20 protein-coding genes and 1 tRNA gene are annotated in these 24,318 nt (G+C 69.5%); 6 read left to right on the forward strand and 15 right to left on the reverse strand.

What is annotated here, in order from left to right; all coding sequences use genetic code 11:
- Positions 1 to 13: 13 nt before the first annotated feature.
- Positions 14 to 2,203: a (Fe-S)-binding protein gene (locus tag SYV04_RS08045; protein ID WP_321545052.1), complete on the forward strand. Its 2,190-nt coding sequence runs from the start codon at positions 14 to 16 to the stop codon at positions 2,201 to 2,203.
- A gap of 22 nt (positions 2,204 to 2,225) precedes the next feature.
- Here the strand turns inward: SYV04_RS08045 and SYV04_RS08050 are convergent, their stop codons facing one another.
- From SYV04_RS08050 to SYV04_RS08080, 7 genes are all read right to left on the reverse strand, one after another.
- On the reverse strand, positions 2,226 to 2,843 hold the full coding sequence (locus tag SYV04_RS08050; RefSeq protein WP_321545053.1) for a hypothetical protein: 618 nt from the start codon (positions 2,841 to 2,843) through the stop codon (positions 2,226 to 2,228).
- A gap of 63 nt (positions 2,844 to 2,906) precedes the next feature.
- On the reverse strand, positions 2,907 to 3,386 hold the full coding sequence (locus tag SYV04_RS08055) for an ankyrin repeat domain-containing protein (RefSeq protein ID WP_321545054.1): 480 nt from the start codon (positions 3,384 to 3,386) through the stop codon (positions 2,907 to 2,909).
- A gap of 67 nt (positions 3,387 to 3,453) precedes the next feature.
- Positions 3,454 to 4,422 carry a TolB family protein gene (locus SYV04_RS08060; protein ID WP_321545055.1) on the reverse strand — a complete coding sequence of 323 codons (969 nt, stop codon included), beginning with the start codon at positions 4,420 to 4,422 and terminating at the stop codon, positions 3,454 to 3,456.
- A gap of 102 nt (positions 4,423 to 4,524) precedes the next feature.
- A complete protein-coding gene (locus SYV04_RS08065; protein WP_321545056.1) occupies positions 4,525 to 5,055 on the reverse strand; it encodes a non-proteolytic archaemetzincin-like protein in 531 nt (176 codons plus the stop codon).
- A 60-nt stretch (positions 5,056 to 5,115) separates the two neighbouring features.
- Positions 5,116 to 5,189, reverse strand: a tRNA-Gln gene (locus SYV04_RS08070).
- A gap of 243 nt (positions 5,190 to 5,432) precedes the next feature.
- Positions 5,433 to 6,590, reverse strand: coding sequence for an RtcB family protein (locus tag SYV04_RS08075; protein ID WP_321545057.1), 1,158 nt, complete (start codon positions 6,588 to 6,590; stop codon positions 5,433 to 5,435).
- Entirely contained in the window at positions 6,587 to 7,039 is a 453-nt protein-coding gene (locus tag SYV04_RS08080) for a ribosome-binding factor A (RefSeq protein ID WP_321545058.1), read from the reverse strand. Before SYV04_RS08080 ends, SYV04_RS08075 begins: the two co-directional genes overlap by 4 nt.
- 390 nt (positions 7,040 to 7,429) lie before the next feature.
- Here SYV04_RS08080 and SYV04_RS08085 point away from each other — a divergent pair, with 390 nt between their 5' ends.
- A complete protein-coding gene (locus SYV04_RS08085; RefSeq protein ID WP_321545059.1) occupies positions 7,430 to 8,623 on the forward strand; it encodes a glycosyltransferase family 87 protein in 1,194 nt (397 codons plus the stop codon).
- A gap of 4 nt (positions 8,624 to 8,627) precedes the next feature.
- On the opposite strand, the gene SYV04_RS08090 is transcribed toward SYV04_RS08085, so the two are convergent.
- The 3 genes from SYV04_RS08090 to SYV04_RS08100 all read right to left on the reverse strand — a co-directional run bounded on the left by SYV04_RS08090 (position 8,628) and on the right by SYV04_RS08100 (position 11,594).
- Positions 8,628 to 9,146 (reverse strand): hypothetical protein, encoded by a 519-nt coding sequence (locus SYV04_RS08090; RefSeq protein ID WP_321545060.1) that lies wholly within the window; start codon positions 9,144 to 9,146, stop codon positions 8,628 to 8,630.
- 124 nt (positions 9,147 to 9,270) lie between these two features.
- Entirely contained in the window at positions 9,271 to 10,371 is a 1,101-nt protein-coding gene (locus tag SYV04_RS08095) for a metallophosphoesterase family protein (RefSeq protein ID WP_321545061.1), read from the reverse strand.
- On the reverse strand, positions 10,368 to 11,594 hold the full coding sequence (locus SYV04_RS08100) for a hypothetical protein (RefSeq protein ID WP_321545062.1): 1,227 nt from the start codon (positions 11,592 to 11,594) through the stop codon (positions 10,368 to 10,370). Before SYV04_RS08100 ends, SYV04_RS08095 begins: the two co-directional genes overlap by 4 nt.
- A gap of 254 nt (positions 11,595 to 11,848) precedes the next feature.
- Between SYV04_RS08100 and SYV04_RS08105 the strand changes: the two genes are divergently transcribed.
- Positions 11,849 to 14,581, forward strand: coding sequence for a serine/threonine protein kinase (locus SYV04_RS08105; protein ID WP_321545063.1), 2,733 nt, complete (start codon positions 11,849 to 11,851; stop codon positions 14,579 to 14,581).
- A gap of 157 nt (positions 14,582 to 14,738) precedes the next feature.
- Positions 14,739 to 15,296, forward strand: coding sequence for a hypothetical protein (locus tag SYV04_RS08110; protein WP_321545064.1), 558 nt, complete (start codon positions 14,739 to 14,741; stop codon positions 15,294 to 15,296).
- Between the two features lie 397 nt (positions 15,297 to 15,693).
- On the opposite strand, the gene SYV04_RS08115 is transcribed toward SYV04_RS08110, so the two are convergent.
- On the reverse strand, positions 15,694 to 15,978 hold the full coding sequence (locus SYV04_RS08115; protein WP_321545065.1) for a lipoprotein: 285 nt from the start codon (positions 15,976 to 15,978) through the stop codon (positions 15,694 to 15,696).
- Positions 15,979 to 16,168: 190 nt separating this feature from the next.
- Here SYV04_RS08115 and SYV04_RS08120 point away from each other — a divergent pair, with 190 nt between their 5' ends.
- Positions 16,169 to 17,287, forward strand: a complete 1,119-nt coding sequence (locus SYV04_RS08120; RefSeq protein ID WP_321545066.1) for an acyl-CoA dehydrogenase family protein — start codon at positions 16,169 to 16,171, stop codon at positions 17,285 to 17,287.
- Here SYV04_RS08120 and SYV04_RS08125 read toward each other — a convergent pair.
- The 4 genes from SYV04_RS08125 to SYV04_RS08140 all read right to left on the reverse strand — a co-directional run bounded on the left by SYV04_RS08125 (position 17,247) and on the right by SYV04_RS08140 (position 23,326).
- Entirely contained in the window at positions 17,247 to 18,368 is a 1,122-nt protein-coding gene (locus tag SYV04_RS08125; protein WP_321545067.1) for an AraC family transcriptional regulator, read from the reverse strand. The genes SYV04_RS08120 and SYV04_RS08125 overlap by 41 nt on opposite strands.
- Positions 18,369 to 18,500: 132 nt before the next feature.
- On the reverse strand, positions 18,501 to 20,156 hold the full coding sequence (locus tag SYV04_RS08130; RefSeq protein ID WP_321545068.1) for an MBL fold metallo-hydrolase: 1,656 nt from the start codon (positions 20,154 to 20,156) through the stop codon (positions 18,501 to 18,503).
- A gap of 112 nt (positions 20,157 to 20,268) precedes the next feature.
- Positions 20,269 to 22,722, reverse strand: coding sequence for a DNA topoisomerase (ATP-hydrolyzing) subunit B (gyrB, locus tag SYV04_RS08135; protein ID WP_321545069.1), 2,454 nt, complete (start codon positions 22,720 to 22,722; stop codon positions 20,269 to 20,271).
- Between the two features lie 145 nt (positions 22,723 to 22,867).
- Complete coding sequence (locus tag SYV04_RS08140) at positions 22,868 to 23,326, reverse strand: hypothetical protein (protein WP_321545070.1); 459 nt, start codon at positions 23,324 to 23,326, stop codon at positions 22,868 to 22,870.
- A gap of 96 nt (positions 23,327 to 23,422) precedes the next feature.
- Between SYV04_RS08140 and SYV04_RS08145 the strand changes: the two genes are divergently transcribed.
- A complete protein-coding gene (locus tag SYV04_RS08145) occupies positions 23,423 to 24,184 on the forward strand; it encodes a GNAT family N-acetyltransferase (protein WP_321545071.1) in 762 nt (253 codons plus the stop codon).
- Positions 24,185 to 24,318 lie beyond the last annotated feature (134 nt).

A 24,318-nucleotide genomic window follows, 5' to 3' on the forward strand; every position in this document is an offset into this window, starting at 1 on the left:
CGCACCGGACCCCATGAGCCCCATCATCACTGGCCTGCTCCTCGTCGTCGCCGTCTCCGTCTTCGCCATCACCATGTCAGGTCGCGCCGGCGTCCTGCTCGCGATGAAGAAGGAGAACCGGCTCGACCACATTCCCTTCCGCGCCCTGCAGCTGTTGCGCTTCGGGCTCGGACAGAAGCGCATGGTGGACCCGGAGGAGTTCACGCCGGGCCTGATGCACGTCTTCATCTTCGCGGCGTTCATGGTGCTGGCGCTGCGCACCGTCATGCTGTTCGCCATGGGCTTCAGCGAGACGGCGTTCGCGGTGCTCACGGACCTGACGGACCCGTTCTGGACGGGCAAGGAGCCGCTGCTCGCCGTCTACCGCGTGTACCTGCTGGTGAAGGACGTGGCGGCGACGCTGGCGGTGCTGGGCGTGGTGTACTTCGCCTTCCTGCGAGCGAAGGTGCGGCCGGACCGCATGACGCCCTCCTGGGAGGCCTACCTCATCCTGGGCTTCATCGGCGGGCTGATGGTGACGGAGTTCCTGTTCGGCGGCAGCCACATGGTTGCGCAGCACGCGCGGGACAGCGCGGCGGGCGGCTTCATGTGGTGGGAGCCGACGACGAGCATGTTCGGCCTGGGAATGCGGGCGCTGGGAGAGACGGGCGCGCACTACCTGGGCCTGGCGGGCTTCTGGATCCACCTGACCATCATCCTCACGTTCCTGAACTTCCTGCCGAAGGGGAAGCACTTCCACATCATCACCGGCCTGCCGAACGTGTTCTTCCAGCGCACGAACCCGAACGGGAAGCTGGGCACGCCGAACCTGGAGAAGGAGGAGTTCGGCACGGCCACGGTGAAGGACCTGACGTGGAAGCAGGGCCTGGACCTGTACTCGTGTACGGAGTGCGGCCGGTGCCAGACGCACTGTCCCACGTACATCACCGGCAAGCCGCTGACGCACAAGGGCGTGAACCAGGACCTGAAGCACTGGCTCTGGGACCACGAGCAATGGGTCGAGGAGGGCTACAGCCCGGGCGGCCACGGGGTGAAGGAGCCGCTGCCGGAGATCGTCGGCAGCGCGCTGAAGGCGGAGACGGTGTGGGCCTGCACGAGCTGCGGCTGGTGCGAGACGGCGTGCCCGGTGTTCATCGAGAACATCCCGCGACTCATCGACATGCGCCGCTACCAGGTGCAGGTGAAGGCGGAGTTCCCGCCCGAGATTCAGCGCGTCTTCGAGGGCATCGAGCGGCAGGGCAACCCGTGGGGCATCGGCCAGGACCGGCGTGACGAGTGGGCGGAGGACCTGGCGCTGCCGACGTGGGGCGACGGGGGCGGTCCGTACGAGTACCTGTTCTTCGTGGGGTGCGCGGGCAGCTACGACGACAAGCAGAAGAAGGTGAGCCGGGCGCTGGTGAAGATTCTGCGCGAGGCGGGGGTGAGCTTCGCGACGCTGTCGAAGCAGGAGATGTGCAACGGCGAGACGGCGCGCCGCATGGGCAACGAGTACCTGTACCAGACGATGGCGAAGATGAACGTGGAGTCGTGGAACGGGCTGGGGGTGAAGGCGGTGATTACCCAGTGCCCGCACTGCTTCAACACCATCAAGAACGAGTACCCGGAGTTCGGAGGCGAGTACCGCGTCATCAACCACACGCAGCTCATCAACGACTTGTTGAAGGAGAAGCGCATCAAGCTGTCGGCGGTGATGAACTCGAAGCTGACGTACCACGACCCCTGCTACCTGGGCCGGCACAACGGCGTGTACGACGCGCCGCGCGAGGTGCTGAAGGCGATTCCGGGGCTGGAGGTGGTGGAGATGCAGCGCAGCAAGCGCGAGGGCTTCTGCTGCGGCGCGGGTGGCGGGCGCATGTGGATGGAGGAGCACATCGGCACGCGCATCAACCACAACCGCATCAACGAGGCGTCGCTGACGCTGAAGCACGCGGAGGACCCGAGCACGCCGTTCCCGGACGCGGCGGACAAGCAGAAGCCGGGACAGGTGGGCGACTACAAGGAGAAGGGCGGCACGGGCGTGGTGGCGGTGGCGTGCCCGTTCTGCTCGACGATGCTGCGCGACGCGGTGAACGACACGGGCCGCGAGGAGCACATCAAGGTGAAGGACATCACCGAGCTGGTGGCCGACGCGCTGGTGGAGACCAAGTCCGGCGGACCGGCCACGGTGACGCCGGGCCCGACGGTGAGCGCCAAGCCCGAGTAACGCTCCCGCACCGGGAGCAGACCTACTGCTGCTCCCGGGCGGTGACGCGGGCCTCGATGGCCTTGGCGGCCTCGAAGTCCACGCGCTGGAGCAGCTTCCACTCCATCTCCCCGTCACGGCCGACGCTGCGGCTCATCTGCGCGGGCCCTCGGGTGAGCGAGGTGTGGTCCGCCGTGAGCCCCAGCATGTGGTTGAGCTGGATGGGGTCCTCGGCGAAGGGAGAGATGTCGCCCGCGGCACCTACGGTGAGGTTGCTGCCGCCGGCGCGGTTCTCGCGGGCCGACATGCCACCCTTGTCCCCGGTGAAGATGGTCTGCCGGAAGATGCGGACCACGCTGGTGTCGCGGTCGACGCGGTGGCCCTCGATATAGAGCCGGGAGGCGGAGCTGACGACGCGCGACTCCTGCAGGTCGCTGCGCCACTCGGTCAGGAGGATGAACTCCTGGTTGCCCTTGCGCGGAGGGTAACCCTCCGACGACACGAGCTTCACCACCTCGGGCCACACCTTCTCGATGGGCCTCGGGTACACGTGGCGGTGGGCCTCCTGGTACAGCGCATCCTGATGACGCAGGCCGGCGCAACCGCTCAGCGCCGCGAGAACGCCCAGGGCCAGACACCCCCGTACGACAGATGAACGCATGGCGACTCCTCCGAGGAGGAGGAACGCCCGAGGCAGGTGCGCATATCGCGCGCCCTGCCCTTCCTACTTCCGGTTCTTCTCGGAGCGCAGCAGCCGGGCCAGCCGCTGGGTCGGCCCGTCATCGCCCAGCTTGCTGGACACATACGCGCCCGCGGAGGCGAGCTTGCGGCGCGTGTTGCTCGGTGCCGGGCCCTCGTCCGGCGGGCCGCGTGGAAGATCCAGGAGGCTCTGGCCCGAGTCCCTCAACAGCCGCTGCGCCAGGTCGCGCTCGTCGTCGCTCGCGTGGGGCATGAGCAGCTTGCACACCCCGGCGTGGCCATGGGCGGCGGCGATCATCAGCGCCGTCTCCCCCATGGCGTCGGTGAGGATCGGCTCGGCGCCCGCCGCCAGGAGCGCGCGGGCAATGTCCGCGTGTCCATGCTGCGCGGCCACCATGAGGGGCGTGCGGCCCTGGTCGCCCAGGGGGTTGGGGTCCTCACCCGCGGCGAGCAGCTCCTCCACGCGGGCCTCGTCACCGGCCATCACGGCATCAAAGAGGGACATCGGCTACCTCCAAGCCGGGAGCATGGCGCCTTCGCTCCCGGTACGCCAGTTGCCCCGGGCGGGTGGCTCAGGTGCCCCCGTAGGAGGGCTCGGAGGCGGTGGGCACCAGCAACGTGCCCGGCCCCAGGGTGGAGGAGCCCAGGCTGACGCGGTAGATGCTCTGGGTGCCGCCCGCGTTGGAGAGGAAGCCCACCTGGGTGGAGCCCACCCAGCTCGGGAAGCTGTCCTGGGCGCCCGGCTCGCCGGGGTGGTCGGTGATCTGCGTGGGCGAAGTGAACGGATTGAGCCCGCCCACGAAGATGCGGGTGCCTCCCGAGCCCAGGCGCCCATCCAACGCCACCTGCCGGCCATCGGGCGACACCACCGCTCGGGTAATCACCGCCTGCACCTCGTTGCCCAGGTTGTTGGTGACGGAGGTGCTGGTGCCGGTGAGGGTCACCCGCTCCAGCAGGCGCAGGTCCGAGCTGGTGTTGCCCGCAGGCGTGAGCACGCTCTGCCCATCCGGGAAGAAGGAGGGCGCGCCGTAGGAGAGGGCGGGGTTGTTGGTGAGCTGCTGGAAGTTGCTGCCGTCCGAGTTCACCCGGCCGAGCGAGAAGTTGTCCGAGCCGTGGTTGAAGGCGAAGACGATGACGTTGCCGGCGGGGTTGAAGGTGGGAAAGCGGAAGTTGGTGCAACGCGAGCACACGGTGCCACCGGAGGCGAACACGGTGGAGGGCTGGGTGCTGGCATCCGTGGGGACCGTGCGCAGCTCGAAGCTCGTTCCGGTCTGCTGGACGTAGACGACGCTGCGTCCGTTGGCCGAGACGGCGGGGTGCAAGGCCCCGCCTCCCGTGGTGAGCCGCTTGGGGCTGTTGGCATCTCCGCGGTCGTCCACCACGTAGACGTTGCGGTCCTCGCGAAGGAAGACGAAGCCCTTGGTGAACAGCACGTTTCCGCCACCGCCACCGCCGCCGCCATCGTCGATCTCAATGGGCTCGCACGCCGCGAGGCCCGAGGCCAGCGCCATCGCACCAGCAATCCGCCACATGCGCTTCATAGGTAGGTTCCCCGCTCCGCTCAGCACTGTCGCGCCCACACTCTGGGGGCGTGCCCCTTCGACGTCAACGCGCCAACGGCATTCAAGGGCGGGGAAAGTCGTCTACCGGTTGAGCTTCGCCAGCTCGTTGCGGCAGATGTTGCAGGGATTCAGTTGCTTGCGGTCACAGTCCAGGGGCGACTGGGCGAAGAACATCACGCAGCGCGGGTCCTCGCAGTAGGACAGCCCCAGCAGGTGTCCGGCCTGGTGTACGGCCTCCACCTGCACGCGGCGGCGCAGCTGGTCCGCCTCCACCCCCTGACGCAGCCGGGCCACGCTCACCACGGCGCTCCGGGATTCGCGGTCCGCCTCACCGAGGACGAAGGCCGAGTCCGGCACGAACAGGTCCACGTCCGTCACGCCCAGGACCATGGAGTGCGCGGGCTCCATGAGCGTCACCAGCCGCCGCATGATGGCGTTGCTGTGGTACTGCGCGCGGCTCTTGTTGAAGGCGTAGTCGGGACGCTGCAGGGCCGTGCGGGATACCACCGCATGCACGCCCATGTGCGTGGCCAGCGGCTCCTCGAGCTCTTTCAACAGGGTGGGAGCCGGGCCTCCCACGGAGACCAGAAGCAGTTCCCTCTGCTGCGGCATCGGCCCCACCGTCCTTTGCGCGCGTCACGAGCAGCGGCAGTACACCACCCGAGAGCGAGGTGGCTGGGGCGCAAGGATTCGAACCTTGATAATCAGATTCAAAGTCTGACGTCCTGCCATTAGACGACGCCCCAGCAAGTTCGCGTGTCTGGCGGGAGATTGTAGGCCATCCCCGCCGAGGCGGGAACCTCTCTCGCACATCCGATCGACGGAAAAAGGGTGGGACACCTGACCCCACCCCTCCGGGAGCGTTCACTGGGGCACACCCCCAGCCCCCGGGAGCGAGCAGGAGGGAGGCCCCTCCCACCCTTCCCGGGTCCTGCCTGGGACCTGGACCCTTCAGGTCTCCCTGGGAGCAAACCAGGGCCCGCGGGTGCTCAGCCCTTGAGCACGGCGATGGGCGTGAGTCGCAGCAGGGGGGTCACGAGGTCCTCCTCATCCTCGAGGACCTCGGCGATGTCGCGGTAGACGGCGGGGGCCTCCTCCACGAGGGAGCCCGCGCGCCCCACGTCGAACACCACGCGGCGCATGGCGTGCTCCAGCGCCGCCGGGCGGATGTGCTCTCGGGCCTCCTTTCGTGTCATGACGCGCCCCGCGCCATGCGAGCACGAGCGGAAGGCTCGGGGCTCGCCCTTCCCGGCGACGAGGTACGAGGCCGTCCCCATGCTGCCGGGGATGAGGCCCCGCTGCCCGGGCGCCAGCCCCACCGCCCCCTTGCGGTGAACGAGCAGCGTGCGGCCGAAGTGCGACTCGGCCGAGACGTGGTTGTGGTGGACGTCCACGCGCGAATCCAGGTCCGGCGCCTGCCCCAGTGCTTTGGTGAGCACCTCCACCGCCCGGGCGGTGAGCGCCTCGCGGTTGGCTCGGGCGAAGCGGCACGCCTGCTCGGTGTCCGCGAGGCAGGCGACTCCTTCGGGTGTGTCCGTGCGCAGGCCTGGCAGCGAGCCCTCGCCATGGGTCTGCGCCACGCGGAGGTGGTGCCCGGCGATGGCGGCTCCCACGCCCCGAGAGCCCGTGTGGAGGAGCAGCCAGAGCGCTCCTCCCGCGTCACGGTCCAGTTCCAGGAAGTGGTTGCCACCGCCCAGTGTCCCGAGGTGCCTTGGGGCCAGCCGCTCCCACTCGCGCTGGAGGCGGTGGGTGGACAGGCTCGCGGCTTCGAGCTCGGGCGGTAACGGCACTCCCCGCCCTCGGTGTACCGCGTCGCCCACGGGCACTGCTCGCGCCAACTTGTCGAGGATGCGCGTCAACTCCGCTCGGCTCAACGAGGCCGCGGGGAACTCGAAGCGCAGCGCACTGACGCCACACCCCAGGTCCCCTCCGAGTGCGCCGGGGATGATGTGGTGCTCGGTGGCGAAGACGGTGCCCACCGCGACACCCTCGGCCATGTGGACGTCTGGCATCGCGGCCACATGTTCGACGATGTAGGGCTGACTGGCGATGTGCTGGAGTTGCTTCACCGCGCCCGCCGGCACCGCGCGGGCCCAGGCGAGGATGGGCAGTGCTCCCGGCGGGCTCTCGAGGACACGGGGCATCATGACTCACCCCCTTCCTCGTACTCCTCGCCCCAGGCGAGCTCTTCCTGGGACAGGTCCACGGGCTCACGCGACGCGACGCCCACGTAGACGAAGCGCAGGTGTGGCACTCGCTTGAGGTCCAGCCCGAGCGCGAGCTGGGAGCGGATGAAGCTGCTCGCGCGGGTGAGAGCCTCCTCCACGGGGGCGGGGCCTGCCTCGGCCTGCTCGGGTGGGAGGGTGAAGCCGATACGGACGTTGCGCCCGTCCGGTGACAGCTCGAGCGAAGTCACGGCGACACCGTCGAGCAACGGATCAGAGAGTTCTCCTCGGAAGAGGCGCGACACCTCCTGGAACAGGGTGGACTGCACGCGCAGGTGGCGCGCGGGAAGGGCTTCGAGTTCGGAAGACAGCGGGGAAGAACCCGCGCGCCGATGGGACGCGCGGCTACGGCGATGCTTGGAAGAAGTCATGAGGACGAACGGTTCCCGTCAGGCCGCACGCGTCCCCGAGCGGCTCCGAGACGGAGCACGCGGGAGACACGTCGGCCGAGTCAGCAGACAGAACTCCGTGCTGGCGCCCGCACGCCGGAGGCGGCAGGCCCGTTCATCTCGACTTCAGCGAGGGAGCGGAGCGCGCCCGGTCAGGCGAGCGTCGGCGCGGAGTGACCCGAGATACCGTTGATGACAGTCCCCATGGCACACCTCCCGCCGCGCAGGGTGGAACGCGCGGACCGATGAGGGCAAGGTGACACCGCCTCCTGCCCGAGTCAACACAGCCCGGACGGCACGTTGCTCACCGCCTGACGGCGGGCGTGGGTTACAACCGGGTTCCGAGCGTGGCTTCCGCCGCCCTCCATCCGAATGAGCACCTTCGACAGTTCCGCTCCCCAGCCACGCGCCCTGGCCTCCGGTCCCAAATGGGCCTTTGGGGCGCTGCTGCTGGTACTTGCCGTGATGGCGGTGGTGCTGGGGCAGCACCCAAGGCGCGGCCTGGACTTCCGCGTCTACCTGCTCGCCGCCGAGCGCTTCCTGGCCGGGGCGGACCTCTACCTCGCCTCCGACGGCATCATGCCGTTCAAGTACGCGCCGCTCACAGCGCCGCTGTTCCTGCCCTTCACGCTGCTGCCCGCGCGCGTCGCGGCGGCGCTGTGGAACCTGGGCGCGGTGGTGGCCCTGGGCGCGGTGGCCTGGCTGACCTCACGCGCCGCGCCCGCTCCCGGAGAGCGCACACCCTGGCCCTGGGCGCCCGCACTCGCCACGCTGGCGCTGCTGCCCGCGCTTCACCTCGAGTTCTTCTACGCGCAGGTGGATGGGGTGATGCTGCTCCTGCTGGCGCTCACGGCCGTAGGTGCCGAGCGTGGCAGGACGTGGGGGCCGGCTGCCGCCTTCGCCGTGGCCGTCCTGCTCAAGCCGCCCGCGGCGCTGCTGGGCCTCTTCCTCTTGATGCGCCGTCACTGGGGCGTGCTCGCCGCCAGCGTGGGGTTCGGCCTCGTGCTCACGCTGCCCTCTCTCGCGCGGTATGGCCCCGAGGGGCTGCTCGCCCAGTTCCACGCGTGGCTGGAGACACTCGCGCGCACCACCCCGCCGTGGGCGCTCGGGCACAATCCCCAGGGACTGCCCACGCTGCTGCTCTCGCTGGTGCTGCCCTCCGACGCCATTCCCTCCGGCGCGGCGCTCAGCGGCGCGCAGGGGCTGGCGCTCCTGCTCTTCGTGGCCGCGGTGCTCTGGAGCCGACCGGGCCCCGTGGAGCTGTTCGCGCTGTGCTGCCTCGGGGTGACGCTGCTCTCTCCCCTGGCGTGGCGCGCGAACTTCGTCATGGCCTGGCCCCTGCTCCGTGTCGCGGCGGAAGAGCGGACCCGGGGAGGCCTCGCGCTGGTCGTCCTCGCGGGCCTGGTGGGCGTTCTCGCGTCGGACACTGTGCTCGGCGCGGAAGGGGCTCGACAGGTGCTGCTCTGGCGCCCCTACGCGCTCGTCTTCACCGCGCTGCTGCTGTGGACGGTGTGGCGGTCTCGCCGCACCGCCACTCCCATGCTCCCACGAAGCTTTCCGACCTGATCGCTCAGGCCGTGTGCAGCGTGCCGTTGGCGGACTCCGCCTCCACCGCGGCGATGACCTCGGGCGAGGCCCCCTCCGCGAACAGCGGCGCGCTGGTACGCGCCTTCGGCGGACGTCCCCGGCGGCGCGGCGAGTTCTCCTCCCCCTGGGCCGAGGGAGCCTCCAGCACCGGCGAGCTTCCTTCCGCGCGCGGCGCCTTGCGCATCGGCCTCGGCAGGCTGATCGCCTCCAGCTTCATGCTCAGCTCCGCGTCGTCCTCGGCGAAGATGCGCGCGTAGGACAGCGCGCGCTGCCCCTTCTGCAACAGCGCCTCCTGGCTCTCGTGCAGCGACTGGCGCGCCGCATCCAGCGCCGCCTGCGCACGCGCCACCGCCTCCGCCTTCTCCTTCACCCGCTCCGCCGCCTCCTCCAGCACGCCCCGGTCCATGTCCGGGAACTTCACCGTGGCCAGCTCCTGGCCAAACAGCTTCAACAGGTCCTGCAGCGCGGGGGAGATGGGGTCATTTCCAGACGGATCGAACATGGCGAACCTCCGAGGTAGGGTCCACCATCTGCACAGATGTTCAGCCCCATTTCAAGAGGCTCGTTCCCGAGCCCGACAAATCGGCTCGGGAGCACTCGCCGCCGCCTGAGCCCAGCGGCGCGCCTCAGTCCACGCGCACCACCGCCACCTCCTGCACCCCCGCCGCCGGATCCACATCCACCGTGAGGTAGTGCCGGCCCACGCCATCGAAGGTCTCTGGAATGGAACCTCCACCTCCGGAGATGTAGGCGGGGATGCCCGCGTTGGAGAACGCGTAATACGAATGCACGTGGCCATAGAGCGTCAGGTCCACTCCCGCCCGCGCCATCTTGCCCACGAGCGCGGCCGCCTCGTTGCGGCTGGAGAACGAGCCGTTGCGCACCCCGATGGGGTCCATCGGCGCGATGTGCATGCCCACCACATGCACCGCATTCCGCGACGCCTCCAACCAGCCGTCGAACTGCTCCTCCACCACCGGATCCACCGTGCCGTTGCCCGTGTCCAGCATCGTGAAGCGCACGCCCTGAAACACGAAGTGCTGGCTGCCACGCCCCACGAACTGGTGGTACGGCACGTCCAGCGTGAACGTCTCGTGGTTGCCCAGCGTGGCGTACAGCGGCACCCGCGAGGCCTCCAGCCGCGTCTGGAACTCCTCGAGCTGCTCACGGCTGCCCTGCTCGGTCAGGTCTCCCGAGAAGAAGATGAAGCGCAGCGAGGGGTCCTGGTTCATCCGCGCATAGATGTCCCCCACGCGCGGCAGCGCTTCCTGCACGTCCGCCAGCGCGGCGAAGCGGAACGGCCTCGGCGTGTCCCAGTCCGGCGGCGCCACCGTCAGCCGCGCCTCGCTCCCGGGCCGCAGGCGCACCCGCCACGTCTTCACCGTCGGCACCAGCGAGGGCCCGTCCTCCACCTCCAGCGCCTCGCCGTCCGAGCCCGCCTCCGCCTTCAGCTCCGCGTCCGGCATGGCGTTGCGCACCACCAACGTCCACCACTCGGGCGCATCCGCCGCGGTCGTGGTGCGCATCCGGAACGCCGGTGCGTTGCCCCACAGCGTCAGCGCGCCGGACTCCACACCTCGCACCGCCGCCAGCCCGTCCTCCACCGTCACCGAGAGGCCACCACCCGAGGCGCGGCCGATCTCCAGATCCTTCAGGGCCCGTCCCTCCGCGGGCCGCACACAGCCCGACAGCGGCAACAGCGCCAACAGCACCCACGCGCGGCTCACAGCTCACCTCCCAGCGCATACACCGCGGACAACCGCGCCACATAGGCCGAGCCCACCTGCATATCGGCGGACACGCCCCAGCGCTCGCTCAGCAACACCCGGCCCCGCAGGCCGAAGTGTCCGGGCACGCCCGCGCCCATCTTCAGGCCCCCCGCGTAGTCGTCCTTGCGGTGGTCGTAATAAAGGAGCGCCTCACCCCGCAGCGGCCCGCCGCGCCCCAGGTAGACGCCATAGCCAAAGGTGAACAGCAGCTGCTGGTGCAGCGCGTCCTCGGCGATGGGGCCGAAGAAGTGGTAGCTCTGGAACGTCACTCCCGCGCCCACCTCGGCGAACGAGCCCTCCAGCCGAGGGCTCAGCCGCGCCATGGCGTAGCGCCCGCGCAGGCCCACCTCGCCGCTGCCCGCCACGAAGCCCTCCGTCGGGAAGCGGTGGTAGATCATCCCCGCCTCCACATCCAGCGCCGTGCCGTCCGCCCCGCCTCGCGCGCTCTCGGGCTCGCCCAACAGCCGGTACGCGCCGCCCAGCCGCACCCGCGTGTTGCCCTCGCTCGGGTCCATGCGCACGGCGCCCTCCAGCCGCACCGAGGACAGGCGTGCGGTGGCCCCCAGCGCCAGGAAGTGGCGGTAGTCGAAGTTCGGATCGCTCACGTGCTGGTAGCCGAAGTCCAGCTCCAGCGGCGGCAGGCTCGAGGCGGCCACCCCCGGCGTGAAGGCGGGCGACACCGCCGAGTAGATGTTCGCCAGGGCGGAGATGGAGAAGGTGCTCGCCCCCGCCAGCGCCACCGCGTACAGCGGACCGATGACGCGGCGGGAAGCGCCGGTCAGGGCAATCGGCACCCCGCTCACCAGCAGCAGCCCCAGGCCCGTGCCCTCCAGGGCGAACAACCGCCCCGCCGTGCGCGTGTCCCCCGCCACCAGCGGCCCCATCCCGTGGAAGAGCAGCCCCGGAATCACCGAGGCCACCGCCGGCAACACCTCGAACGGAGGCCGCAGCGGGGTCAGCCCCAGCGAGTGCGGCGTGGGCTTTCCCACCGGGACATCCGGCGTCGCGGGCATCAGCGACACCTCGGAAGTCTTCTGGGGTACGTCGGAGGAGCCCAACGCCAGGTCTGGTTCTAAGAGCGAGGCCTGCGCCTCTTCCTGCGCCAGCCCCACACGGGGCACCAGGGCCACCACGAGCGCCATGCTCAGGGCGCGCGTCACGGAAATCAGCGGGTGTGCCATCAGCTTGCCTCGGTCCTCCCGGAAAGCCCCGGCCGTGGCTTCCCGCTCCCGGAGCCCGTCCGGTTGCTCGCGCTGGATAACGTCCTCCCAGCCAAGCGCCGCACGAACTCACATGAAGAAGTGTGAAGGGCTATGAGGAAGCAAACCCGGGGTTCGGGTCAACCTCGACCCGCTGGGTCGGCTGGAGGCCGGGCAACTTCCGGATTTCCAACAGAAATAGAGTATGCTCCCCGCGACCTACCCCTTCTGCGCCCTTGGCAGACCCCAGCTCCCAGGAATTTGGCAAGTACGTCCTGCTGTCCAAGCTCGCGGCGGGCGGCATGGCCGTCACCTACCGCGCGCGAATGACGGGCGCGGCGGGCGTGACGAAGCCGTGCGTCATCAAGCAGATCCTCCCCCACTTCGCCGATGATCCCGACTTCATCGAGATGTTCGTCAGCGAAGCGCGGGTGGCCGCCGGCCTGAGCCACGGCAACATCGCCCAGGTCTTCGACTTCGGCGAGGTGGGCGGCCAGTACTTCATCGCCCTGGAGCTCGTCCACGGCCAGCCGCTGTCCAAGGTGCTGCGCCGCTCCGCCAAGTCCGGCATGGGCTTCTTCCCCATCCCCCTGGCGCTGCACATCATCAGCAAGATGTGCGACGGGCTGGACTACGCGCACCGCTTCGTGGGCGAGGACGGCGAGGCCATGGGCCTGGTCCACCGCGACGTCTCCCCGGACAACGTCCTCATCTCCTATGAGGGCGAGGTCAAGGTCATCGACTTCGGCATCGCCAAGGCCACCAGCGTGGTGGAGCAGAAGACCTCGCCGGGCGTGGTGAAGGGCAAGTACCCGTACTTCTCCCCGGAGCAGGCCCAGGGGCGGCAGGATCTCGACTCGCGCACGGACGTGTACGCCGCCGGCGTGGTGCTCTACGAGGCGGTGTGCGGCAAGCGCCCCTTCGAGGGTGAGTTCGTCACCGTGCTGCCGCGCATCCTCACGGGCGACTTCGTTCCTCCCTCCCAGGTCAACCCCGCCGTCAGCCCGGACCTGGAGGACATCATCTACCGGGCCATGGCGCTGGAGCGCGAGGACCGCTTCCCCACCGCCAAGGCGCTCAGCGAGGCGCTGCTGGAGCTGCTCTACCGGGAGAACCCGCGCTTCACCCCCACGATGCTGTCGCAGCTGGTGGCGCACCTCTTCACCGAGGAGCTGACCGCCGAGGGCCGCAAGGTGGAGCTGCCCCCCACCTTCCGCGAGCAGCTCGTCGCCTGGCAGAACCCGGGCCCCGCCGAAGGCTCCCAGGCCCGCGCCCGCGCACCCGCCTCTGGCAGCGGCCCCCGGACCCCGGGCGGCGGCAGCCGACCGCCCTCGGGCTCGGTGCGCTCCGTGAACTCGCGGCCCCCGAGCTCCGGCGCGTCCCGTCCGGCCAGCAATGGCGCCCCGCGCACCCCCAGCTCCAGCGGCGTGCGGGTGGCCACCACCGGCGCGCGGCGGGTGACCAACCCCGGCGGCGCGCGGCGGGTGACCAACCCCGGTGGCCCCACCTCGGGAGTGCGTCGGGCCCTGAACTCCAACCCCGGCGTGGCCATGCCCGAGGCACCGGCACGCAACGCCTCGGCCGAGGACGCGACGCCCCCTGAAGGCACTCCCTTGCCGCCGGGCGACGCCGCCAGCCTGCTCACGGAGACGCCTCACCCCACGCCGGTGGAGACGCCCGCCGCGACCGTCGTCCGGCCGGTGGATGCGGCGGCCGCCGTGCGCGCGGCCAACGCGAAGAAGGAGGCGGAGCTCGCCGAGCGGCGCCAGAAGCTGGTGCGCAACATCAGCCTGGGCGTCTTCGGGGTGGTCGCCCTCCTCGGCCTCTTCGTGCTGCTGCGCCCCAAGCCCCCCGAGGCCGGCGCCCGCACCACCACCATCTGGGTGACCTCGCTGCCCGAAGGCGCCGCGGTGACCCTCAACTCGCAGATGGTGCGGGGCAAGACGCCGCTCTTCGTCGAGGGCTTCGTGCTCCACGAGGCCAACACCCTGGTCATCACCGCCCCCGGTCACCTGGCGTGGACCAAGCGCTTCACCCCCACCAGCCACAACGAGTCGCCCATCCACGCGGATCTGCGGCGCGGCACGGCCGAGCCCACGCCGCCGGTCAAGCCACCGCCGGTCATCGTCGCCGACGCGCCGGACGCGGGCTCGCAGGCCGACGCGGGCTCGCAGGCGCTCGCGGTCCAGACGGGCACGGAGTCCCCTCCCGTGGACCCGAAGCTCGACTTCCACCAGGTGAGCTACCCGACGCGGCTGCTGGTGCTTCGCACCGCGTACAACGCCCTCCCCATGCCCGAGTACGCCACGGCCAGCATCGAGCTGAACCCTGGCACCACGTACTCGGTCCGCGCCGAGGGAGGCGCGGCGTATACGGCCGACAGCCCCACCTCCAGCAGCCTGGCCTACTTCCTGGAAGGAGAGCTGCCCGCGGACGACAGCTTCGGCGTGCTCACCGGCACCGCGCGCTCCATCAAGGGCGCCAGGCGCCTGCACGTCTTCGCCTTCGACGAGAACGGGCTGGAGGACAACCGCGGCAGCATCCGCGTCCAGCTCACCGAGTCCAAGTGGAAGCCGCCGCGCTACCTCGTCTTCGACCCGCAGAAGCACGCCCTGCCCCTGAAGAACGAGCACCAGGTGATGCTGCGCGGCCTCAACCCGCGCTCCACCTACCTCTTCACCGTGCGCGATGACTTCGCCGAGCTGTTCCCCGGCGCCAAGGGCCGCATCCGCCGCGTGCTGTGCATGGAGCGCGGCGGAGACGCCGCCACCTCGCGCCGCGGCTACCGCCTGCTCGAGGCCGGCAAGCGCTACCAGCTCGACGGCCTGGACACGCTGCGCTGCACCTTCCCCGACACCAAGGTGAGCAACAACCAGGGCGCGCTCGAGGTGGACCTCGTGGATGTGACGACCATGTCGCGCAAGCAGCGCGAGGAGTACATCCGCAACTCCCGCCGCACCGAGCGCTAGCCCTCGGGTTCAGGCAGGCGAACAGCCGAGCCCCCGCCGCGCCTCCCGAGGGGCTACCACCCTTCCCCTTCTTCTGGATCTGTTCACCGGTCGCGCTCCCCGCCAGAGGTGGGATGCCTACCCTCATGGCATTCACCGCTCAACCTGGAGTGATTCGATGACGCCTGTGCTGTCCTCGACCGGTCTCGTGTTGCACAACCTCGGCCTCGCGGCCGGCTTCGGCGGCTCCCTCTTCGGGAAGATCGCCTTGAACCCCGCCGTGAAGGTCATCTCCTCCAAGGAGGAGCGTGGGCAGGTCACCAACCTCGCCTGGAACGGCTACAACATCGTCAATGCCATCTCCGTGGGCACCTCGGCGCTCACCTGGCTCATCGGCCGCTGGAAGCTGTCGGGCCGGGAGATCGACGACACCACGCGCGGGCTGGTGATCGCCAAGGACGTGCTCCTGGGTGCCACCGTGGCGCTGGGCGCCGCCAACATCGCCAGCGGCATCTACCTCGCCAACCAGGCCCCGGAGGGCCGGGTGCCGGCCGAGACGGGCAACATGCCCACCGCGGAGACGCCGGAAAACGCGGCGAAAACCATGAAAGCCCTCGACATCCTGGGTATGATCAACCTGGTGTGCATGGCGGGCGTCATCGGCGTTACCGCCCTGCTGAACATGAAGGCCGGCAGCTCTTCGAAGTGGGCGCTGGTCACCAAGTTCCTTCCGTAAGGGCCCCCAGGCGCCGCGAGGCGTCCTCGGCCAGCTCAACAAGGACGGGAAAGGCACGTGGGCGCGGAGCCGAGGTGGGCACCGGGCCCATGGGTCTTTTTGAGGCCAAAAAAAAGCCGCACCCGGGTGAGGAGTCCCGAGTGCGGCCCGGCGCCCGGCACGGAGGGGTAAGACACCGGGCGCGCGATTCTGCGTGAGAGTGGTTCCACGCTAACGGCCGGGTCTGACATCCGCACAAGGTTCTGGCCGACAGCGGCCAGATTGACTCCCCCCTCCCTCCGGCGGCGATGCGCCTCGGGCTCACACGCGCGCTGTGGCGAGCGGGCGCACCGACACCGAGGCTGATCCGCGCACGACAGGCGTGCCTGGCTCACCCTGCCCTCGGGTCGGAGAGACCTTAGAGGGGGCCTTGGACGCCCAGGCAGTCATCGACGCAATCGTCGAACGACGCCGCGCAGGTGCGCGTGTCCACGCAGCTGGCGCACTCCTCCACCTTGGACTCGTGGTCACGGTCGGCCTCGGAGGCCGCCTCGCACCGATCGGTGCAGGCGTCCACCTCGATGTCGTCCTCGATGCACTGCTGGTACCGATTGCAATAGACCCTGCACTCGCTGGTGCTGCAGCCGGTCAGTCCGAGAAGGATCAGGGCCGCGAAGAGCAACCCTGGAGCTGTGCGTCTCATCGTGTTCCTCCGTGTCTGGAAGCCTCCCGTGCGCGAGGCACGGCCGGCGAACAATGCCAGCGCGCGAGCGGGGTGTGCGAAAGGAGTGTGTTGCATAGGAGCTTCGCGAACACTCCAGGCCGCACTTCCTGGCGGGAAGCGCAGGGGCTCCGGCTAGGGTGCTCCACCACGCCTTCAGGAGGAACCGACCATGATGGATGCCCTGGCTCGAATCATCTCGGAAACCATCGAGCCCAACGCCCTCGCCGTCGACCGCGACGGCACCTTCCCCCACGCCGCCATCGAGGCCCTGGGACGCGCGGGACTGCTCGGGTTGATCAGCGCCAAGGGCGCGGGCGGCATGGGAGAGGGCCTGCGGGCGGCGGCCTGGGCCGTCGAGCGGGTGGGCGAGGCGTGCGGCTCCACGGGCATGGTGCTGTGCATGCACTACTGCGCCGCGGCGGTCATCGAGCAGCACGGGCCATGGGCCACCCGGCAGGAGATCGCCGCCGGTCGCCACCTGTCGACGCTGGCCTTCTCCGAGGTGGGCTCGCGCAGCCACTTCTGGGCGCCCGTGAGCACCGCGAAGCTCGTGGACGGGAGCGACTCCATCCGGCTGGACGCGGACAAGAGCTGGGCCACCTCCGCGGGGCAGGTGGACAGCTACGTCTGGTCCAGCCGCTCCCTGGCCAGCCCGACCAAGAGCACGCTCTGGCTGGTGCCGGGCAAGGCCCCCGGGCTGACGTACCCCGCGCCCTTCGACGGACTGGGCCTGCGCGGCAACTCCTCCTCCCCCATCCAGGCGCGCAACGTCCTCGTGCCGCGCACGGCGATGCTGGGGCCGGATGGCGGCGGGTTCGACATCATGATGGGCAACGTGCTGCCCCACTTCCAGGTGCTCAGCTCGAGCTGCTTCCTGGGCATCATGGATGCGGCGACGAAGAAGGCCGCGGCGCACGTGGCGAAGACACGCCTGTCGCACCTCTCGCAGTCGCTGGCGGACCTGGCCACCATCCGCGCGTACCTGGCGCGCATGCGGCTGAAGACGGACATGGTGCGCGGGCTGCTGCGCGACACGCTGGACGCGATGGAGGAGGGGCGCGAGGACACCCAGCTGCGCGTGCTGGAGGTGAAGGCCGGGGCGGCGGAGATGGCCACCGAGGTGACGGAGCTGGCCATGCGCGTGTGCGGCGGCGCGGCCTTCCGCAAGGAGGCGGGGCTGGAGCGGCACTTCCGCGACGCGCGCGCGGCCTCGGTGATGTCGCCGACGACGGACCTGCTCTACGACTTCATCGGGAAGGCGGCGGCCGGAATGCCCCTGTTCGAATGAGCGAAGCGCTGCGCGCGGCCCTGCCCCGCTCCCGGAGCCCCCGCCGCGTCCTGCCCGTTCCCTGAGCGGCGGGAGGCGGGACGAGGAGCCGGGAAGCAGCGTCCGGACGTGGCGCCAATACCTCACCGCCCGGGCGGGGCGTCCGTGCGTCCCGCGCCTGCTCGCGGTAGCGGCCTGGAGGCACGCCCCGGACGCGGTGGAAGGTGCGGTTGAAGGCGAACTCGGAGGCATAGCCCACGCGCTCGGCGACGGCGGCCAGGGGCTGATCGCCCTCGCGCAGCAGGCGCGCGGCCACATCCATGCGCAGGCGAGTGAGATAGACGAGGGGTGGCTCGCCCACCAGCTCCCGGAAGCGCCGCGAGAAGGTCGCGCGAGAGCAGGCCACCTCCGCGGCGAGCGCATCCACCGTCCAGTCGCGGCGGGGCTCGCCATGCATCAGCGCCAGCGCGCGGCCCACCTGGGGATCCCTGACCGCGCCGAGCCACCCGGCGCTGCCCTCGGGCTGGCGCTCGAGCCAGCAGCGGATGACGTGGATGAAGAGCACGTCCACGAGCCGCGCGGTCACGGTGACCGAGCCGGGGCCAGGCTGGGCGTACTCGGACACCAGCAGGCGCAGCACCGCCTCCAGGGGCCCGGCCACCTGTCCCCCATCCGCAGGGATGTGGATGAGCGGCGGCAGCAGGGACAGCAACGGGTGGACGCCCTCGTGCTCGAAGCGGTAGGCGCCGCACAGCAGCACGGTGGAGGGCCCCTTGCCCTCCATGCTCAAGCTCATGCCATTGGGGCCTTCGGACACCTGGCAGCGCTTGATGATCTGATCGAAGGGCAGAGGCTGGACGCTGGGGTCGCTGGTGATGCCGTGACCGGCGCCATGGGGCAGCAGGACGACGTCTCCCTGGGCCAGGTGCAGGTGCGAGCTCCTGCCCTTCAGGCGCAGCCAGCACGAGCCGCGCGCCACGATGTGGAGCCCGGCCCGGGAGGCCGGCTCGAAGGCCATGCCCCAGGGGTTCGTCAGCTCGGAGCGACAGAACACCGTGCCGCCGATCCGGGTGGCGGAGAGAACATCGGCGAGGACGTCCATGACGTGGGGTTGCTGGCGCTGCATGGTGCGCGGAAGGCTAGCACGCGCGTTCGGTGCGAGAAGAACACCCCAGGTCCCACCCTCTCCGCCGAATGTCCTGCGAGCAGGCGGAACCTGGGGCTGATCCGTAGCCTACGGGTTGGCGAGGGCCGCCAGATCCGCGATGGGCGCCGTGGCGCCGTGCCCACCCGCCACCGTGTCCACCGTCAGGTTGTGGGTCTGGGTGATGGACTTGTAGAGCTCCTTGGGACCGTTGCCGATGCCGCCCTGGCCCGGGTTGAAGAGGTCCGAGGAGAAGGCGACCTTCGCGCTGGGCACGTGGAACAGCAGCATGTCCGCCGCGTGTCCCGTCTCGAGGCTGTAGGCCCCCACCGGGTGGGTGGCATCCGGCAGGGTGACGGAGCCGCCGGCGGGCACCGTGATGAGGGTGGGCGTGGGCGCGGTGGGCTTCAGCGCCAGGGGATCCGGGCGGATGGTGGACGGGTTGCGGAAGATGTGTCGGAAGTGGGGCGCGGAGACCTCATGCACCACCACCTTGGCGCCCTCGGCGACGAAGGCGCGCAGGCCGGCCGAGTGGTCATCATGGTGGTGCGTGGCCAGCACGTGGGTGATGCGCTTGTTCTCGAACGAGGGCTCGTTCTTCACCCAGTTGATGATGGCCGTGCTGCGCTCGGGGTACAGCGGCGCTTCGAGGATGACGACGCCGTCGGCCTGCTCGATGGCCATCGAGTTGTGCGAGCCCCCGCCGAGGAACCACACGCCTTCGGTCAGCTTCGTCGGCTGGATGAAGGTCTGCAGCCCCTCCAGGGGGATGCCGATGGAGGCATAGGACATGAGGAACTGGTGATTGGCCAGGCCGCGCGAGGCATCGTCGGCGTTGTAGCCGGGCGAGGCCGCCGCGGGGAACGCGAAGACGGCGCTGTCCAGGGCGCCGTTGACGGTGACCGACTTGCGCGTCTCGGCATGCAGCAGGTGCCCATCGACGGCGATGGCGACCTGCTTGGGGAAGAGCAGCCCGCCGCTGCCGGCCGCCTCCCAGCCCGAGTAGTAGACCTCGACGGGGACGTCGCGGTGCAGCGGGTCATTCTCCAGGGTGACGAGCTTGGAGAGCTTCCCCGTCTGCGCGTTGACGTAGAGGCTCAAGGGGTAGACCGGGTCATTGACCACCAGGAGCTGGTGCAGGCTGCCATCGAGCACCGCCGGGCCACCATCGCGCGCGCTACTGGGGTTGGCCGCTACGTCCTTGAGGATGAGGTGCGGGTTGAGCAGCCGCTGCTGACGACGGATGGCGGCGGTGCGATCCGGGAGCAGGTTGCCGCCCGGAGCGCCGAAGATGCTCTCGGATCCTTCGAGATAGCCCAGGTTCTCGTTGATGATCTCCGTGAAGGTCTGCGGAGCGTTGAAGCCCAGGAAGTTGACGGTGCGCTGGCTGCGGATGGACAGGCGGTTGCCCTGCACGTCATAGCGGACGAGGTTGCCGTCCGAGGTGTTGCCCAGGACGATGTCGTCCGGCTTGAAGCCCTCGCCGAAGACGTAGCGCTGGCCGGCGGTCTCCAGGGCGAAGTTCTGCAGACCCTGGATGGCGGCCTTGCCACCGATGCCAGCGAAGGCCTTGTCCGGGGTGCTCAGCGCGGGGTCGACGGTGGCCGAGTCGCCCTTGGGGCCCTGCTCGCCCGGATCACCTTTGGGGCCCTGGTCACCTTCACAACCGGCGGCGACGAGGGCAAAGCTCAGAGCGGCGGTACGCAGCGCGCGCAGCGTGAAGGGGTTGCGGTTCAGCGTTCTCATGGAGCGACTCTCCCGGGAGTGGGTGAAGTGACTGCGAGCGCATGAGTAGCGCTGGAGCCACTTCGCGAGCCATGCCCGGGAGAATCAATGTTTTGTCCGTTCGTCTCAGAACTCAGATGTCCAGGTTCTGCACGTCCAGCGCGTTGCGCTCGATGAACTCGCGCCGCGGCTCGACCGCCTCGCCCATCAGCAGCGAGAAGATCTCGTCGCTCTCCACCGCGTCCTTGAGCTGCACCTGCAAGAGCGTGCGCGTGGCCGGGTTCATGGTGGTGTCCCAGAGCTGCTCCGGGTTCATCTCGCCCAGCCCCTTGTAGCGCTGCAGCCCCAGCCCCTTCTGCGCGTCCTTGCGCACCGCGGCCAGCACCTCCTGCACCGAGTACGCCGTCACCTCGCCGCTCTCCAGCTTCACCGTGTACGGCGGCCGGCCCAGCGACGTGAACGTCTCGCGCAGCCCCACCAGCTCCAGGTACTCCGGAGACGACAGGAACGCGTGGTCCACCACCGTCTCGCGCATGCTGCCGTTGATCTCCGTGTGGAACACCAGCTTCTTCGTGTGGTGCTCCGGATCATCCCGGCGCTCGTGCTTCACCCGGCCCAGCACGTCCGGCATCCGCGTGCGGAAGTAGCTGTACATCCGCTCCACCTCCGCCTCCAGCGCCGCCTCGTCCACCAGCGTGTCGGCCGTCACCCGCGCCGCCTGCACCAGCGCGTCCACCACCCGCGCGTCGCGCCGCTTGGCCTGCTTCTCCAGCTTCTCCTCGTAGGTGATGACCTTCTCCAGCAGCGCCTTCAGCTCGCTGCCGCCCAGCTCTCCGGCCGGCGTCACCACCCGCGAGTGCTCCGCGGCGATCTTCAGCAGGTACTCGTTCAGCGCCCGCTCGTCCTTGACGTACATGTCCTTCTTGTTGCGCGTCACTTTGTAGAGCGGCGGCTGCGCGATGTAGAGGAAGCCCCGCTCGAGCAGCTCGCGCATCTGCCGGAAGAAGAACGTCAGCAGCAGCGTGCGGATGTGGCTGCCGTCCACGTCGGCGTCCGTCATCAGGATGATGCGGTGGTAGCGCGCCTTGTTCGGATCGTAGTCCTCCGAGCCAATGCCCGTGCCCAGCGCGGTAATCAACGTGACGATCTCCGCGCTCGTCAGCATCTTCTCGAAGCGCGCCTTCTCCACGTTCAAAATCTTTCCGCGCAGCGGGAGGATGGCCTGGTTGCGCCGGTCCCGGCCCTGCTTGGCGGAGCCACCTGCGGAGTCACCCTCGACGATGTAGAGCTCGCTCTCGCTGGGGTCCCGGCTCTGGCAGTCGGCCAGCTTTCCCGGCAGCGAGCCGCCGTCCAGGATGCCCTTGCGCCGCACCGTCTCACGCGCCTTGCGCGCCGCGATGCGCGCCCGGCACGCGTCGCCGATCTTCGCCACCACCTTCTTGCCGTTGACGGGGTTCTCTTCCAGGTACGTGGCGAGCTGGTCATTCACCATCTGCTCGACCAGACCCTTGATTTCGCTGTTGCCCAGCTTCGTCTTCGTCTGCCCCTCGAACTGGGGGTTGGGCAGCTTCACCGAGATGACGGCCGCCAGGCCCTCGCGGGCGTCCTCGCCGGTGGGCGTCTCCTTCAGGTCCTTCCACAGCCCGCTCTTCTCCGCGTAGCTGTTGAGCGTGCGCGTCAGCGCCGCCTTGAAGCCCGACAGGTGGCTGCCACCCTCGTGGGTGTTGATGTTGTTGGCGAAGGTGTAGATGCGCTCGTCGTAGCCATCGTTCCACTGCATGGCCAGCTCCAGCGACACGCCCTCCTTCTCCGTCTGGATGTAGATGGGCTTGTCGTGCAGCGCCTGCTTCGACTTGTTGAGGTACTCCACGAACGAGCCGATGCCGCCGTCGAACTTGAACTCGTGCTCCTTGTTCGTCCGCTCGTCCCGGATGGTGATGCGCAGGCCGGCATTCAGGAACGCCAGCTCGCGCAGGCGCTGGCTCAGCGTCTCGAAGTCGAAGTCAGTGACTTCCATCACCTCGGGGTCCGGCTTGAACCACACCTGGGTGCCGCGCTTGTCGGTGGTGCCGACCTCGGTCACCTTGCCCTGCGGAACGCCCCGGGCGTAGCTCTGCTCGTACACCTTGCCGTTGCGCTGGATGCGCACCTTGAGCCACTCGGACAGGAAGTTCACGCACGTGACGCCCACGCCGTGCAGACCGCCGGACACCTTGTAGGCGCCGTTGCCGAACTTGCTGCCCGCGTGCAGCTCCGTGAGCACCACGTCCACGGTGTCCTTGTCGTGGAACTTGGGGTCCGGGTGCGGACCCACGGGGATGCCGCGCCCGTTGTCCTGGACACTCAGCGAGCTGTCCACGTGAATCACCACTTCGATGTCCGTGCAGTGGCCCGCCAGCGCCTCGTCCACCGAGTTGTCCACCACCTCGTACACGAGCTTGTGCAGCCCGTACGTCATGGTGTCGCCGATGTACATGCCGGGACGCTTACGGACCGCCTCCCGTCCCTCGAGCTTGGTGATGCTCTCGGTCCCATAGTCCATGGGCGGCGGCGCCGATGGCGCGCCGGCAGCGGGGGTCTTTTCCATGCGAGATTTTCCTTCGAAATGCTGCCTTGGATCAGAGGGTGTGCCTATCACTTCAAGCCACCCCGGACAAGGTTAACGAGCGGGTGCAAGACAGCGGAAATATTCAGAAAAGTTGCTCGGCCGCCTGCCCGGAGCACGGCTCCGTTCAGGCGTCGTAACGAGGGGCTGGAACCCGCTCCTCCAGCGCTGAGGCCAACTCTTCAAAAACAGCTCGGCGCGGGAACAGATGCCGGGAAACGAGCACCCGGCCCTGCTCGTGGAAGAAGAGCCCCAGCACGCTCCCCTTGCGGCCGAGCCGGCGGATGGAGCCGATCTGCGACCACATCAACTCCATGGGTTTCGCGTTGCTGAAGGGCCGGGCCACATGCACCCCCAGGGGCCCCAGGGTGACGCCCCAGCCGGGCCGGGGCCGCAGCCGGTGAAAGGCATAGAGGAAGACGAGCATCAGCCCGGCGGTGATTCCGGCGCGGGCCTCGGAGAAGGGCTCTCCTCCTTGCTGCGCGGAGGCCAGCGCCCAGGCGGTGAGCACCGCGAGCACGCATGCCCCGAGGAAGAGGGCGATGCGGGTCGGCAGGGGATTGAAGGCGAAGAAGCGCGAGTCCATGCGAAGGCCGCACCCTAGCCGCCCGATCGAGGGCGCGGGGACTTTCCACGCCGTCGCTGTTCTCCGCGTGGCGCTCCGTTTATACCTGGACGCCTCGTGACGGATGCCGAACTTGTCGCGCGCCTGCGGGCCAACATGGTCGCCTACAAGCGCTTCCAAGCGGAGCTGGGCCCCATGCGCGCCCTGGTTCTCCCCGGCGTCTGGGCCTTCGCCCAACCCCAGCTGCCCGACCAGCCCCATCCGCAGCAGGTGCTCTACGAGGACGTAGGGGCGCTGGAGGCCGCGCTCCCCGAAATCGAAGGCTTCTATCGCGAGCACCGCGTGCCGCTCTGGCGCGTGCAGGTCCCCATCGGAGACACCGCCGCCGCGCACCTCCTGCGCCACGCGGGCATGCATCCCCGAGAGACCGACGCGACCCCCGCCATGGGCCTGAGCCTCACCGAGGGGACGCTGCCCGCCCCGCGCGTCCCCCTGGAGCGGCTGCGCAACCAGGAGGAGCTGATCCCCCTCAACGCCAAGGCGTTCGAGGCCCACTCGAGGATTGTCTCCCACCCGTGGCACGTCCGCTCCTTCCCCCAGCTCCACATCCTCGGGCTGCGCGAGGGCAACCGGCTGCTCTCGGCGGGCATGGCCCACGACCTGGGGGAGACCGCTGGCATCTACCTGGTGGCCACCGCCAACGAGGCCCGGGGCCGGGGGCTGGCCTCCGAGGTGATGCGCGGCCTGCTCGCCGACGCCCAGGCCCGGGGGTGTACCGCCGCCGTGCTCCAGGCCACCGAGCTGGGCTACGGCGTCTACCGCCGCCTGGGCTTCCGGGACCTGGGCAGGTGGATCAGCTGGGTATTCCCCCCGCGGTGACGCCCCGGCGGGTTCCGGGTTTTTTTTCACCCGGCCGGCGTTACTTTCTTCACAGGTCCACGTTCCCCGCGCCCAAGTGCCCGAGATCGCAACGGATGGCATTGGCACAGGATTCGCAATCCCCGGGGCCTGGA

This window comes from Hyalangium ruber, from assembly GCF_034259325.1.
Classification (GTDB): domain Bacteria; phylum Myxococcota; class Myxococcia; order Myxococcales; family Myxococcaceae; genus Hyalangium_A; species Hyalangium_A rubrum.

What these genes read in the sequence shown, in the direction of transcription:
- SYV04_RS08045 (WP_321545052.1), top strand. Translation starts at nt 14, where the DNA reads ATGAGCCCCATCATCACTGGCCTGCTCCTCGTCGTCGCCGTCTCCGTC.
- SYV04_RS08050 (WP_321545053.1), bottom strand. Translation starts at nt 2,843, where the DNA reads ATGCGTTCATCTGTCGTACGGGGGTGTCTGGCCCTGGGCGTTCTCGCG.
- SYV04_RS08055 (WP_321545054.1), bottom strand. Translation starts at nt 3,386, where the DNA reads ATGTCCCTCTTTGATGCCGTGATGGCCGGTGACGAGGCCCGCGTGGAG.
- SYV04_RS08060 (WP_321545055.1), bottom strand. Translation starts at nt 4,422, where the DNA reads ATGAAGCGCATGTGGCGGATTGCTGGTGCGATGGCGCTGGCCTCGGGC.
- SYV04_RS08065 (WP_321545056.1), bottom strand. Translation starts at nt 5,055, where the DNA reads ATGCCGCAGCAGAGGGAACTGCTTCTGGTCTCCGTGGGAGGCCCGGCT.
- SYV04_RS08075 (WP_321545057.1), bottom strand. Translation starts at nt 6,590, where the DNA reads ATGATGCCCCGTGTCCTCGAGAGCCCGCCGGGAGCACTGCCCATCCTC.
- SYV04_RS08080 (WP_321545058.1), bottom strand. Translation starts at nt 7,039, where the DNA reads ATGACTTCTTCCAAGCATCGCCGTAGCCGCGCGTCCCATCGGCGCGCG.
- SYV04_RS08085 (WP_321545059.1), top strand. Translation starts at nt 7,430, where the DNA reads ATGAGCACCTTCGACAGTTCCGCTCCCCAGCCACGCGCCCTGGCCTCC.
- SYV04_RS08090 (WP_321545060.1), bottom strand. Translation starts at nt 9,146, where the DNA reads ATGTTCGATCCGTCTGGAAATGACCCCATCTCCCCCGCGCTGCAGGAC.
- SYV04_RS08100 (WP_321545062.1), bottom strand. Translation starts at nt 11,594, where the DNA reads ATGGCACACCCGCTGATTTCCGTGACGCGCGCCCTGAGCATGGCGCTC.
- SYV04_RS08110 (WP_321545064.1), top strand. Translation starts at nt 14,739, where the DNA reads ATGACGCCTGTGCTGTCCTCGACCGGTCTCGTGTTGCACAACCTCGGC.
- SYV04_RS08115 (WP_321545065.1), bottom strand. Translation starts at nt 15,978, where the DNA reads ATGAGACGCACAGCTCCAGGGTTGCTCTTCGCGGCCCTGATCCTTCTC.
- SYV04_RS08120 (WP_321545066.1), top strand. Translation starts at nt 16,169, where the DNA reads ATGATGGATGCCCTGGCTCGAATCATCTCGGAAACCATCGAGCCCAAC.
- SYV04_RS08125 (WP_321545067.1), bottom strand. Translation starts at nt 18,368, where the DNA reads ATGGACGTCCTCGCCGATGTTCTCTCCGCCACCCGGATCGGCGGCACG.
- SYV04_RS08130 (WP_321545068.1), bottom strand. Translation starts at nt 20,156, where the DNA reads ATGAGAACGCTGAACCGCAACCCCTTCACGCTGCGCGCGCTGCGTACC.
- gyrB (WP_321545069.1), bottom strand. Translation starts at nt 22,722, where the DNA reads ATGGAAAAGACCCCCGCTGCCGGCGCGCCATCGGCGCCGCCGCCCATG.
- SYV04_RS08140 (WP_321545070.1), bottom strand. Translation starts at nt 23,326, where the DNA reads ATGGACTCGCGCTTCTTCGCCTTCAATCCCCTGCCGACCCGCATCGCC.